At 65.9% G+C, this 11,588-nt stretch carries 13 protein-coding genes; 8 read left to right on the top strand and 5 right to left on the bottom strand.

Features of this window, described 5'->3' with window-relative positions; genetic code table 11:
* Positions 1-15: 15 nt before the first annotated feature.
* The 3 genes from GRX31_RS18265 to smpB form a co-directional block, all read right to left on the bottom strand.
* Positions 16-549, bottom strand: coding sequence for an RNA polymerase sigma factor (locus tag GRX31_RS18265; RefSeq protein WP_016448872.1), 534 nt, complete (start codon positions 547-549; stop codon positions 16-18).
* Between the two features lie 30 nt (positions 550-579).
* Positions 580-996 carry a hypothetical protein gene (locus GRX31_RS18260; RefSeq protein ID WP_016448871.1) on the bottom strand — a complete coding sequence of 139 codons (417 nt, stop codon included), beginning with the start codon at positions 994-996 and terminating at the stop codon, positions 580-582.
* Positions 997-1,105: 109 nt separating this feature from the next.
* The gene (smpB, locus tag GRX31_RS18255) at positions 1,106-1,579 is read right to left on the bottom strand and encodes an SsrA-binding protein SmpB (protein ID WP_016448870.1); all 474 of its coding nucleotides are present in this window, start codon (positions 1,577-1,579) and stop codon (positions 1,106-1,108) included.
* A 168-nt stretch (positions 1,580-1,747) separates the two neighbouring features.
* On the opposite strand from smpB, the gene GRX31_RS18250 reads away from it, so the two are divergent.
* Both GRX31_RS18250 and GRX31_RS18245 read left to right on the top strand, forming a co-directional pair.
* Positions 1,748-2,200: a type II toxin-antitoxin system RatA family toxin gene (locus tag GRX31_RS18250; protein ID WP_016448869.1), complete on the top strand. Its 453-nt coding sequence runs from the start codon at positions 1,748-1,750 to the stop codon at positions 2,198-2,200.
* Positions 2,193-2,537 (top strand): RnfH family protein, encoded by a 345-nt coding sequence (locus GRX31_RS18245; RefSeq protein ID WP_046985833.1) that lies wholly within the window; start codon positions 2,193-2,195, stop codon positions 2,535-2,537. Before GRX31_RS18250 ends, GRX31_RS18245 begins: the two co-directional genes overlap by 8 nt.
* A gap of 19 nt (positions 2,538-2,556) precedes the next feature.
* Here GRX31_RS18245 and GRX31_RS18240 read toward each other — a convergent pair whose 3' ends face one another.
* Positions 2,557-3,111, bottom strand: a complete 555-nt coding sequence (locus GRX31_RS18240) for a DUF4124 domain-containing protein (protein ID WP_034364364.1) — start codon at positions 3,109-3,111, stop codon at positions 2,557-2,559.
* 84 nt (positions 3,112-3,195) lie between these two features.
* On the opposite strand from GRX31_RS18240, the gene guaB reads away from it, so the two are divergent.
* Entirely contained in the window at positions 3,196-4,671 is a 1,476-nt protein-coding gene (guaB, locus tag GRX31_RS18235) for an IMP dehydrogenase (protein ID WP_013803023.1), read from the top strand.
* A gap of 113 nt (positions 4,672-4,784) precedes the next feature.
* Here the strand turns inward: guaB and ilvD are convergent, their stop codons facing one another.
* Positions 4,785-6,479 (bottom strand): dihydroxy-acid dehydratase, encoded by a 1,695-nt coding sequence (gene ilvD / locus GRX31_RS18230; RefSeq protein ID WP_160854127.1) that lies wholly within the window; start codon positions 6,477-6,479, stop codon positions 4,785-4,787.
* 93 nt (positions 6,480-6,572) lie between these two features.
* Here ilvD and GRX31_RS18225 point away from each other — a divergent pair, with 93 nt between their 5' ends.
* From GRX31_RS18225 to GRX31_RS18205, 5 genes are all read left to right on the top strand, one after another.
* Positions 6,573-7,502: a LysR family transcriptional regulator gene (locus tag GRX31_RS18225; RefSeq protein WP_160854125.1), complete on the top strand. Its 930-nt coding sequence runs from the start codon at positions 6,573-6,575 to the stop codon at positions 7,500-7,502.
* 140 nt (positions 7,503-7,642) lie between these two features.
* Positions 7,643-7,921, top strand: coding sequence for a type II toxin-antitoxin system Phd/YefM family antitoxin (locus GRX31_RS18220; protein WP_012204855.1), 279 nt, complete (start codon positions 7,643-7,645; stop codon positions 7,919-7,921).
* Positions 7,918-8,352 (top strand): type II toxin-antitoxin system VapC family toxin, encoded by a 435-nt coding sequence (locus GRX31_RS18215; RefSeq protein WP_012204856.1) that lies wholly within the window; start codon positions 7,918-7,920, stop codon positions 8,350-8,352. The genes GRX31_RS18220 and GRX31_RS18215 overlap by 4 nt, the downstream gene beginning before the upstream one ends.
* A gap of 31 nt (positions 8,353-8,383) precedes the next feature.
* Positions 8,384-10,000, top strand: a complete 1,617-nt coding sequence (gene guaA, locus GRX31_RS18210) for a glutamine-hydrolyzing GMP synthase (RefSeq protein WP_034364424.1) — start codon at positions 8,384-8,386, stop codon at positions 9,998-10,000.
* Between the two features lie 301 nt (positions 10,001-10,301).
* Entirely contained in the window at positions 10,302-11,558 is a 1,257-nt protein-coding gene (locus GRX31_RS18205; RefSeq protein WP_160854123.1) for a tyrosine-type recombinase/integrase, read from the top strand.
* The last annotated feature ends 30 nt before the right edge of the window (positions 11,559-11,588 follow it).

Here is an 11,588-nt window from a genome sequence, read left to right as displayed (position 1 = left end):
GTCATGGCGGCCTCGTCATTTGAGCCGGCGCAGCGACGGGGCTGCGGCTTGGGGTGCAGCAGTCTGGGCGGGCGAAGCTGCGGGCGGTGCCTCCATCAGCTCGCGCAACCGGGAGCGTGCGCGCGACAGGCGCGACATCACGGTGCCCAGGGGCAGCTGCAGCACGCGCGCCGTGTCGGCATAGCTCATGTCCTCCACGCTGACCAGCAGCAGCACGGCCCGCTGCTCGGCGGGCAGGCGCTGCAGGCAGCGCTCCAGGTCCAGGGCAGCGTCGCTGCTGTCCTCGGGCGCTGCCAGGGACTCGGACAGGCTGTCGATGTCCAGCCACTGCCCTCGTGCGGCAGAGCGCCGCTGGTTCAGGTAGAGGTTGTGCATCAGGGTGAACAGCCAGGCGCGCAGATCGCCATCGGAGCGCCACAGCAGCCATTTGCGGCAGGCGCGTTCCAGCGTGTCCTGCACCAGGTCGTCGGCTGCCCAGGCATCGCCTGCCAGCAGCCGCGCGTAGCGGCGCAGGCCGGGCAGGTGCTCCAGGATCTGGCTGCGGTCCATGGGCAGGTCCGATCGCGCAGGGGGCCGGACTCAGGGGCGTGCGGTATGCCAGACGCCCATGACGCCGTCGCCCGTGGTATCGCCGGCCTTGCCGTCCTTCACCCAGTAGTACAGGGGCTTGCCCTTGTAGGCGATCTGGCTGCTGCCATCGTCGCGCTGGATCACGCTGTAGTTGCCGCCAGAGGGCGCCTGCTTGCCCATCAGGGGCGGCCAGTTGGTCGCGCAGGGGCCATTGCAGACGGACTTGCCACTGCCGGCCGTGTCCTTGTCGAAGGTATAGAGCGTCATGCCGTTGGCGCCGACCAGAATGCCGTTTTGCACGCTGACCGCACTGGGCGGCGTCTGGCCAGAGGCGTTGGCCGCAGGCGCGGAATAGCAGCCTGCCAGGGCCAATGTCAGGGCTGCCGTGAAGGCACAGGTACCAAGTTTCATGCCGAGCTTCTTCATCGCTGTCTCCGGTGCTTGCCGGCGCGCGAAATTGCGGCCGGACACTGCAATGAACACTGGGCCGTGCCGGTTTATTCCGCAGCAGTGCAAAAAAAGCTGCGGATGCCCGTCAACGGTTGAAGCTCTTCATGGCGCGCTCGACCTCGCGCTTGCCTTCGCGGTCCTTGATCACGTCGCGCTTGTCGTGCTCGGCCTTGCCCTTGGCCAGGGCAATGTCGCATTTGACATAGCCGTTCTTCCAGTGAAGGTTGATGGGCACCAGGGTGAAGCCCTTTTGCTCCACCTTGCCGATCAGGCGCAGGATGTCGTCCTTCTTGAGCAGCAGTTTCTTGATGCGCGCCGCGTCGGGGTTGACGTGGGTGGAGGCGGTCTTGAGCGGGTTGATCTGGCAGCCGAGCAGGAACAGCTCGCCGTCCTTGACGATGACGTAGCCGTCCGTCAACTGCACCTTGCCGCTGCGCAGTGCCTTCACTTCCCAGCCGTGCAGCACGATGCCGGCCTCGAAGCGTTCCTCGAAGAAGTAGTTGAATGCGGCTTTTTTGTTGTCGGCGATGCGCGACTGTGTTTCAGGTTTCTTGGCCATGGAGTAATAGATGCGGCGAAAACCTGGAGATGAAAGGTCTCCCTACAATACTGGATTGCCGTCTTCCCGCCGTGCGGGATTTTAGTTTCGCCTTGCCGTCATTGTGACAGCCGGCTGTGCCATGGCGGCGCTGCCGGTGTTTTGCATGCCGTGCAGCCCGCCCCATTCATGAAAAAAGTCAACAAGTCCGTCCTGATCTGGTACAGCCCCCAAGAAATGTTTGCCCTGGTGACGGACGTGGCCCACTATGCCGACTTCCTTCCCTGGTGCGATCAGGCCAGGGTGCTGGAGCAGGACGAGCAGGGCATGACGGCCGAGGTGGGCATTGCATTCGGCGGCATGCGCAAGTCCTTCGTCACGCGCAACACGCACAGCGTGCTCGACGATGGCGGGCGCCAGGTCAGCATCCGCCTGATCAAGGGGCCGTTCTCGCGGCTGGAGGGCAACTGGATGTTCCGCCCCGTGGGCGACGGATCGCAGCGCGCCTGCCGTGTCGAACTGCAACTGGACTACGGTTTCGACAACATGGCCCTGGCCGCCGTGGTCGGCCCGGTGTTCGACCGCATTGCAGGCTCCATGGTCGATGCCTTCATCAAGCGTGCCGAGCAGGTCTATGGCTGAGCCCCAGCCCGCTGTGCGCATCACGCTGGCCTGCAGTGCGCGCGCCGGCGAAGTCGTCGAGCTGTTTCTGCAATTGCCGGCCGGTGGCACGATTGCCGATGCGGTGGCGGCGGCGGGCGGCTGGCAGGCGCTGGGCTTTGCGCAGGCCGGGCCGGCAGGCCTGTGGGGCCGCAGCGCGCCTTTGACGCAAGCCCTGCGCGACGGTGACCGAGTGGAGCTGTACCGGCCCTTGACCGTGGACCCCAAGGTGGCGCGCCGCGAGCGTTTCGCACGCCAGGGCGCTCGGGCCACGGGGCTGTTCCAGCGCCAGAGGCCTGGAGCCAAGGCCGGCTACTGAGCCGGCCCGGATTCGGCGATCAGCGCATTGCGCCGCAATCGGAGGCGATGATGGCGTCGGCGCGCTTGAGTTCCGCATCGCGCGTGGCGTCGTCCATGAAGCCGCGCTCGCCCTGCTCATTCGTGTAGCCCAGCAGGCGGCCCGAAGACAGCGCGGTCTTGGACTGCTTGGCGCGTGCGCAGTTGTCCTGGCGCTGCTTGGCAATCCGTTCCTTTTCCGCCTTGGCCTTGGCGGCCTCCTGGGCTTCGGCCTTGCGCTTTTGTTCTTCCAGGGCCTTGTCGGTGCCTGCGGGCTTGGTGTCCTTGGCGGCTGCGGCAGGTGCTGCCGGTGCCGCGGCGTCCGCCGCAGGCGCCGTGCCTGCATCCGCAGCTGCCGCAGCGGCGGAGGGCGCGGCGGCAGGCGGCGGTGTGCTGCCGCCAGGCTGGCGCAGGATGTTCTTGGCGGGAATGTCAGGAGGCGGTGCGCGGTCGCTGAAGACCTTGCGGCCTGTGGCGTCGACCCATTGCCACTGGGCGGCTGCGGGCAGCGAACAGGCGGCAAGCGTGACTAGCAAAACAAGCTTGATGGCGTGCATGGTGAGTTGGGGATCGGGCCGAATGGCCTACAGCATACATTGTGATCCGGCGCACGGGTACAATCCTTCTTTTGGAGCTCTCACATGCGCCTTCTCGGTAAAGCCCTGACCTTCGACGACGTCCTTCTGGTCCCCGCTTTCTCCCAGGTCCTGCCCAAGGACACTTCGCTCAAGACGCGCTTTTCGCGCAACATCTCCCTGAACATTCCCCTTGTGTCCGCCGCCATGGACACCGTGACCGAGGCGCGTCTGGCCATTGCCATCGCGCAAGAGGGCGGTATCGGCGTCATCCACAAGAACATGACGGCCGAGCAGCAGGCCGCCGAAGTGTCCAAGGTCAAGCGCCACGAATCCGGCGTGGTGCACGACCCCGTGGTCATCACCCCCGAGCACACCGTGCTGCAGGTGCTGCAGCTGTCCGAGAATCTCGGCATCTCGGGCTTTCCCGTCTGCGACGGCGGCAAGGTGGTGGGCATCGTCACCAGCCGCGACCTGCGCTTCGAGACCCGCTACGACGTCAAGGTCAGCCAGATCATGACGCCGCGCGAGCGCCTGATCACCGTCAACGAGAAGGACGGCACCACGCCCGTGGAAGCCAAGGCCCTGCTCAACAAGCACAAGCTCGAACGCATCCTGGTCGTGAACGACGCCTTTGAACTCAAGGGCCTGATCACCGTCAAGGACATCACCAAGCAGACCACCTTCCCCAACGCAGCGCGTGACAGCGCAGGCCGCCTGCGCGTGGCCGCCGCCGTGGGCGTGGGCGAGGGTACCGAGCAGCGCGTGGAACTGCTGGTCAAGGCCGGCGTCGATGCACTGGTGGTGGACACGGCCCACGGCCACAGCAAGGGCGTGATCGACCGCGTGCGCTGGGTCAAGCAGAACTACCCGCAGGTGGACGTCATCGGCGGCAACATCGCCACCGGCGCCGCTGCGCTGGCACTGGCCGAGGCAGGCGCCGACGCCGTCAAGGTCGGCATCGGCCCCGGCTCCATCTGCACCACGCGCATCGTCGCCGGTGTGGGCGTGCCCCAGATCATGGCCATCGACAGCGTGGCCCAGGCCCTGCAAGGCACGGGCGTGCCGCTGATCGCCGACGGCGGCATCCGCTTCTCGGGCGACATCGCCAAGGCCCTGGCCGCTGGCGCCTCGACCATCATGATGGGCGGCATGTTCGCCGGCACCGAAGAGGCTCCGGGCGAAGTCATCCTGTACCAGGGCCGTTCGTACAAGAGCTATCGCGGCATGGGCTCCATCGGCGCCATGCAGCAGGGCTCGGCCGACCGCTACTTCCAGGAATCGAGCACCGGCAATCCCAACGCCGACAAGCTCGTGCCCGAAGGCATCGAAGGCCGCGTGCCCTACAAGGGCTCCATGGTCTCCATCGTCTACCAGATGGCCGGCGGCGTGCGCGCTGCCATGGGCTACTGCGGCTGCGCCACCATCGAAGAGATGAACAACACGGCCGAGTTCGTGGAGATCACCGCCGCAGGCATCCGTGAATCGCACGTGCATGACGTGCAGATCACCAAGGAAGCGCCCAACTACCGCGCCGACTGACCCAGGTCCAGCGCCTTGGCGCGGGATGGAAAAGAGGTCCGGGCAGCCGCTGCCCGGGCCTCTTTTTTTCGTGCGCTCACGAAGCTCAGATGGCGAAGCTCAGATGACGACGCTCAAATGGCGAAGTTGTCCAGCACCGCGCCCGAGCTGGCGCTCGATGCGTTGAACGCGAACTTGGCCTGCACGCCCCGCGTGTAGCGGGGCGCGGGGGCCTTCCATGCCGCGCGGCGCTGGGCGAGCACGTTTTCGGGCACGTTCAGCTGCAGTTGCAATGCGTGCGCGTCGATGGTGATCGAGTCGCCCTCGTGCACCAGCGCGATGGTGCCGCCCACGGCCGCTTCCGGCGCCACGTGGCCGACCACCATGCCCCAGGTGCCGCCGGAGAAGCGGCCATCGGTGATCAGGCCCACGCTCTCGCCCAGGCCGGCGCCGATCAGGGCGCCCGTGGGGGCCAGCATTTCCGGCATGCCGGGGCCGCCCTTGGGGCCCAGGTAGCGCAGCACCATCACGTCGCCGGCCTGTATCCTGCCGTCGAGGATGGCCGCCAGTGCCGATTGCTCATCGTCGAACACGCGTGCCGGGCCGGTGATGACCGGGTTCTTCAGGCCCGTGATCTTGGCCACCGCGCCTTCCGGGCTCAGGTTGCCATTGAGGATGGCCAGGTGGCCCTGCGGATAGAGCGCATCCGAGAGGGGGCGGATGACCTGCGGGTTGGGTGGTTCGTCAGGCACGCCGGCCAGGGTCTCGGCGATGGTCTGGCCCGAGATGGTGATGCAGTCGCCGTGCAGCAGGCCCGCATTCAGCAGGATCTTCATCACCTGCGGGATGCCGCCCGCCTGGTGCAGGTCCACCGCCAGGTATCTGCCGCTGGGCTTGAGATCGCACAGCACCGGCACCCGCTGGCGGATGCGCTCGAAGTCGTCGATGGACCAGGGCACGCCGGCCGCATGGGCGATCGCGAGAAAGTGCAGCACGGCATTGGTGGAGCCTCCGGTCGCCATGATCACCGAGACCGCGTTCTCGATGGACTTGCGCGTCACGATATCGCGCGGCTTGAGGTCCATCTTGATGGCCTCGATCAGCACCCTGGCGGATTCCTTGGCCGAGTTCTCCTTTTCATCATGGGGATTGGCCATGGTGGAGGAGTAGGGCAGGCTCATGCCCAGCGCCTCGAACGCGCTGGACATGGTGTTGGCGGTGTACATGCCGCCGCACGAGCCCGTGCCGGGAATGGCGTGCTGCTCGATGTCCTTGAGCTCCTGGTCGCTGATCTTTCCCGCGGCGTTCTCGCCGACGGCCTCGAACACGCTGACGATGTTCAGGTCCCGGCCTTTCCACCTGCCGGGCAGGATGGTGCCGCCGTAGACATAGATGGCCGGCACATTGGCGCGCAGCATGCCCATCATGCCGCCCGGCATGTTCTTGTCGCAGCCGCCGACCACCAGCACGCCATCCATCCACTGGCCGCCCACGCAGGTCTCTATGCAGTCGGCGATCACCTCGCGGCTGACCAGCGAGTACTTCATGCCTTCCGTGCCCATGGACATGCCGTCCGAGATGGTCGGCGTGCCGAACACCTGCGCGTTGCCGCCGGCTTCCTCGATGCCTGCGATGGCCGCGTCCGCCAGCCTTTGCAGGCCGGAGTTGCACGGCGTGATCGTGCTGTGGCCGTTGGCCACGCCGACCATGGGCTTCTTGAAATCCTCTTCCTTGTAGCCCATGCCGTAGAACATGGAGCGGTTGGCGGCGCGCGCCTTGCCTTCGGTGATGTGGGCGCTTCGGCGGTTGATCTGGTTCGGCGGGGTCATGGCATGTCTCTCGTTGTGGGGGTTGGATGAGTATGGGCCGACTGATTCATCTGATCCAATCCTATTCATCGGCATGATTGATATGCTGCACATATGAATGAGCCCCCCATTGATCTGCGCGTCTGGCGGCAATTCCTGGCCGTGGCGGACGAGCTGCACTTCGGCCGCGCCGCATCGCGCCTGCACATGACGCAGCCGCCGCTCACCCAGGCCATCGCCCAGCTGGAGCGCAGCCTGGACGTGGCGCTGTTCGAGCGCTCGAGCCGCCACGTCGCGCTGACGCCCGCCGGCGAGGCGCTTGTGCCGCAGGTGCGTGAGCTTTTGGCGCAGGCGGCAGCGCTGCCCGGGATTGCGCGGGCTGCGGCAGCGGGAGAAGTGGGGCGCGTGCGGCTGGCCTTTGTCTCCACCATCGGCTTCACCCGGCTGCCGCTGTGGGTGCGGGACTTCGTGGCAGGCACGCCCGGTGTGGCGCTGGAGCTGGTCGAGGCCACCAGCGATGTGCAGATGGAGGCATTCGAGCGCGGGCAGATCGATGCCGGGCTGATGCTGCATGCCCCCGGGCATGCGCCGGCCGGCCTGGAGCGCCTGGCCGTGGGGCGGGAAGCCATGGTGCTGGCCCTGCCGCAGCAGCATGCGCTTGCCGGTGCGGACCGGCTGATGCTCGACGAAGTGCTGGAGCAGCCGCTGGTGATCTTTCCGCGCCGCATCATGCCCTCGCTCCATGACGCGGTGACGGATCTGTACCGACGGCACGGACATGCGCCGCGCATCGCGCAGCAGGCGATACAGATGCAGACCATCGTGAACCTGGTCTGGGGCGGCATCGGCCTGGCCTGGGTGCCCGCCAGCGTGATGCAGTTCTGCAGGCCTGGCGTGGTCTACCGCGAGGCGGTTGTCGCCAGCGCCCGTGCAGGCAGCAAACCCGTTGCCCTGCCGGTCTGCGAGACCAGCCTGGCCTGGCCGGCCGGAGCCATGTCGCCCGCGCTGGCGCGGTTTGTCGGCTTCGTGCGCGAACAGCGCTGAGTGGCGTTCACCGACAGCCCCCCGAGGCAAGGCCCGCGAATATCCGCATGGTTCTGGTCTGAATTTTTGGAAATTCTGGCCAGAATGATAGAATTCGGGCAAGGCCGGACACCAGGCCTGCTTTTGTTTTCAGCCCCGCCATGCAATCTGTCGGCATCTACGAAGCCAAGACCCGTTTCTCCGCCCTGATCGAACTTGTCGAGCAGGGCGAGGAAGTGCGCATCACCCGCCACGGCAAGGAAGTGGTGCGCATGCTGCCGGTGCGCCGCCGCCCCGTGATCACCGACGAGCAGATCGCCCGCGAGCTGGAGCAGATGCAGGCGCTGCAGGCCACGGTGCGGCCAGCCCAGCCGGCCCAGTCGGCACAGGCGCCGGACTCCACCACCCGACTGCGCCACGCAGGCCGGAGCCAGGCATGACCTCCTTCGTGCTCGATGCCTCCGTCACCGCCGCCTGGCTGCTGCCCGATGCCGCCAGCGTGCACACCCAGCGCCTGTATACCCGCATCCGCCGCCATGAAGTGGACCCGCAGGCGCCCAACCTCTGGCAGTGGGAATGCGGCAACCTGATCGCCTCGGGCGTGCACGGCGGCCGCATTCCGCACAGCTCGGTCGAGGGCCTGTGGGGCGTGCTCGAGGCCATCCGCCACCGCGTGGAACTGCACGAGCTGGCACCCGCCCAGCACAAGGCCGTGCTCGACGTGGCGCTGGACACCCGCCTGCCGGTCTATGACGCGGCCTACCTGTGGCTGGCCCAGTCGCTGCGCCTGCCGCTGGCCACCTTTGACGCGGCCCAGGCCGCCGCCGCCCGCAAGCGCGGGCTGGCGCTGCTGGCCCCTGAAGATTTCTGATCCCCTCCCATCACCTTTGCCTGAGATGACCATGCAACACGACAAGATCCTCATTCTTGACTTCGGCTCCCAAGTCACCCAGCTGATCGCCCGCCGCGTGCGCGAAGCCCATGTCTACTGCGAAGTCCACCCCTGCGACGTCAGCAGCGACTGGGTGCGCGAATTCGCCGCCGACGGCCGCCTCAAGGGCGTGATCCTGTCGGGCAGCCACGCCAGCGTCTACGAAGTGGACGACCGCGCCCCCGACGCCGTGTTCGAGCTGGGCATTCCCGTGCTGGGCATCTGCTACGGCATGCAGACCATGGCCACCCAGCTGGGCGGCAAGGTCGAAGGCTCGCACACCCGCGAATTCGGCTACGCCGAAGTGCGCGCCCATGGCCACACCGAACTGCTCAAGGGCATCGAGGACTTCGCCACGGCCGAAGGCCACGGCATGCTCAAGGTCTGGATGAGCCACGGCGACAAGGTCACCGAGCTGCCCCCGGGCTTCAAGGTCATGGCCTCCACGCCGTCCTGCCCCATCGCCGGCATGGCCGACGAGGCGCGCCGCTTCTACGCCGTCCAGTTCCACCCCGAAGTCACGCACACCGTGCAGGGCGCGGCCCTGCTCAACCGCTTCGTGCGCGAGATCTGCGCGGCGAATGCCGACTGGATCATGGGCGACTACATCGAGGAAGCCGTCGCCAAGATCCGCGAGCAGGTGGGTGACGAGGAAGTCATCCTCGGCCTGTCGGGCGGCGTGGATTCGTCCGTGGCTGCAGCCCTGATCCACCGCGCCATCGGCGACCAGCTGACCTGCGTCTTCGTGGACCACGGCCTGCTGCGCCTCAATGAAGGCGACATGGTCATGGAAATGTTCGAAGGCAAGCTGCACGCCAAGGTCATCCGCGTGGACGCCAGCGACCTGTTCCTGGGCAAGCTGGCCGGCGTCAGCGAGCCCGAGGCCAAGCGCAAGATCATCGGCGGCCTGTTCGTGGACGTCTTCAAGGCCGAGGCCGCCAAGCTGAAAGCTGGCGACGGTGGCCACAAGGGCGCCACCTTCCTGGCCCAGGGCACCATCTACCCCGACGTCATCGAGTCGGGCGGCGCCAAGAGCAAGAAGGCCGTCACCATCAAGAGCCACCACAACGTCGGCGGCCTGCCCGAACAACTGGGCCTGAAGCTGCTCGAGCCCCTGCGCGACCTGTTCAAGGACGAAGTGCGCGAACTCGGCGTGGCCCTGGGCCTGCCGCGTGAAATGGTCTACCGCCACCCCTTCCCGGGCCCGGGCCTGGGCGTGCGCATCCTGGGTGAAGTCAAGAAGGAATACGCCGACCTGCTGCGCCGCGCCGACGCCATCTTCATCGAGGAACTGCGCAACTGGACGGACGAAGCCACCGGCAAGAACTGGTACGACCTCACCAGCCAGGCCTTCACCGTCTTCCTGCCCGTCAAGAGCGTGGGCGTCATGGGCGATGGCCGCACCTACGACTACGTCGTGGCCCTGCGCGCCGTGCAGACCAGCGACTTCATGACCGCCGACTGGGCCGAGCTGCCCTACGGCCTGCTCAAGAAGGTGTCTGGCCGGATCATCAACGAAGTGCGCGGCATCAACCGCGTGACCTACGACGTGTCGACGAAGCCGCCGGCGACGATTGAGTGGGAGTGAAATCAGGTCCTTCGGGAACTATCGCTACCTATCGAAAATCCGACGTAACGTATTGATTTCAAAGGACATACGTCGCGGCAACTATCGGTGACTATTGCCGGGCAGCGAAACGGATTGACGGTAGTGGTGACGGTAGAAACCGGAGGCCGGATTAAGACCTCCTTGTTTACTATCGAGACCAAATCGGTCTTTGACGGTAAATCACTCCTCTGGAAAGCTTGTTTCATGCGGCTTTCCAGGCATCAGCAGGTCTCCTGACCCCTGACGGTAAAAGCCGTCATGAACAGGAGGAAAAACCTCGATGCTTACCGACACCGCACTGCGTAATTTAAAGCCTAAGTCCTTGACTTATAAGGCGTCTGACCGGGATGGGATGTACGTGACGGTATCGCCCACCGGTACCGTCACCTTCCGCTTCGATTACCGTCTCAACGGCCGCCGCGAGACCCTGACCATTGGCCGCTACGGGCCGGCGGGCATTTCGCTGGCGATGGCCCGTGAAAAGCTGCTGGACGCCAAGAAGGCCGTCGCCCAAGGCAAGTCTCCGGCGCACGAGAAACAGCGCGAGAAGCGCCGCCTGACCGCCGCCAAGAACTTTGGCGACATGACAGTCCAATGGCTGGCCGGCGCCCGGATGGCCGACAGCACGCGAGCGATGCGCAAGAGCATCGTCGATCGGGACATCCTGCCGGCGTTCCGAACCCGCCTGCTCAACGAAATCACCGCAGATGACTTGCGCGCCTTGTGCGGCAAGGTGAAGGGGAGGGGCGCCCCGGCCACCGCGGTGCATGTCCGCGACATCGTGAAGCAGGTCTATGCCTTCGCCATCCTGCATGGGGAGAAGGTGGACAACCCGGCGGCCGAAGTGGGCGCGGCCTCGATTGCGACCTTCGTACCCAAGGACCGTGCCTTGTCGCCGTTGGAGATCCGTTTGATGTCGCGGCAGATGGAGTCGGTGGCCACGTATCCGACCATCCGCTTGGCGCTGCGCATGATCCTGCTGACGCTGGTGCGCAAGAGCGAGTTGATCGAGGCCACCTGGGACGAGGTTGATTTCGAGAACGCGACCTGGACCATTCCGAAGCAGCGGATGAAGGGGCGCAATCCGCATGTGGTTTACCTGTCGCGCCAGGCGCTGGACATCCTTGTGGCGCTGCACACCTGCGCAGCCGGATCGAAGTTCGTGCTGCCGTCGCGCTACGACTCCGACCGCTGCATGTCTCACGCGACCCTCAACCGGGTCACTCAGATCGTGGCGCAGCGGGCCAAGGCTGCAGGCCTGCCGCTGGAGCCGTTCACCGTTCACGATCTGCGCCGCACGGGCTCGACGCTGCTCAACGAGATCGGGTTCAACCGCGACTGGATCGAGAAGTGCCTAGCGCACGAGGAGGGGCGTTCCTCGCGCTCGATCTACAACAAGGCCGAATACGCCGAGCAACGGCGCCACATGCTGCAGGAGTGGGCCAGCATGGTCGATGCCTGGATCGACGGGCAAACCTACGTGCCAAAGCTGATGCCCGACAACGTGGTCGTGCCGGTGTTGAGTGCGATGGCTTGAAGTGGTGGCAAGGTTGTCACTTGACAACCT

It is taken from the genome of Delftia sp. CH05 (assembly GCF_009827015.1).
Taxonomy (GTDB): Bacteria; Pseudomonadota; Gammaproteobacteria; order Burkholderiales; family Burkholderiaceae_C; genus Comamonas; species Comamonas tsuruhatensis.
This window is presented reverse-complemented; position numbering and strand designations above follow the sequence as displayed.

Coding starts and splice junctions, on each gene's coding strand:
- GRX31_RS18215 (WP_012204856.1), top strand. CDS start 7,918: ATGACCTCCTTCGTGCTCGATGCCTCCGTCACCGCCGCCTGGCTGCTG.
- GRX31_RS18250 (WP_016448869.1), top strand. CDS start 1,748: ATGAAAAAAGTCAACAAGTCCGTCCTGATCTGGTACAGCCCCCAAGAA.
- GRX31_RS18265 (WP_016448872.1), bottom strand. CDS start 549: ATGGACCGCAGCCAGATCCTGGAGCACCTGCCCGGCCTGCGCCGCTAC.
- guaB (WP_013803023.1), top strand. CDS start 3,196: ATGCGCCTTCTCGGTAAAGCCCTGACCTTCGACGACGTCCTTCTGGTC.
- GRX31_RS18205 (WP_160854123.1), top strand. CDS start 10,302: ATGCTTACCGACACCGCACTGCGTAATTTAAAGCCTAAGTCCTTGACT.
- GRX31_RS18225 (WP_160854125.1), top strand. CDS start 6,573: ATGAATGAGCCCCCCATTGATCTGCGCGTCTGGCGGCAATTCCTGGCC.
- ilvD (WP_160854127.1), bottom strand. CDS start 6,479: ATGACCCCGCCGAACCAGATCAACCGCCGAAGCGCCCACATCACCGAA.
- GRX31_RS18260 (WP_016448871.1), bottom strand. CDS start 996: ATGAAGAAGCTCGGCATGAAACTTGGTACCTGTGCCTTCACGGCAGCC.
- guaA (WP_034364424.1), top strand. CDS start 8,384: ATGCAACACGACAAGATCCTCATTCTTGACTTCGGCTCCCAAGTCACC.
- GRX31_RS18240 (WP_034364364.1), bottom strand. CDS start 3,111: ATGCACGCCATCAAGCTTGTTTTGCTAGTCACGCTTGCCGCCTGTTCG.
- GRX31_RS18245 (WP_046985833.1), top strand. CDS start 2,193: ATGGCTGAGCCCCAGCCCGCTGTGCGCATCACGCTGGCCTGCAGTGCG.
- GRX31_RS18220 (WP_012204855.1), top strand. CDS start 7,643: ATGCAATCTGTCGGCATCTACGAAGCCAAGACCCGTTTCTCCGCCCTG.
- smpB (WP_016448870.1), bottom strand. CDS start 1,579: ATGGCCAAGAAACCTGAAACACAGTCGCGCATCGCCGACAACAAAAAA.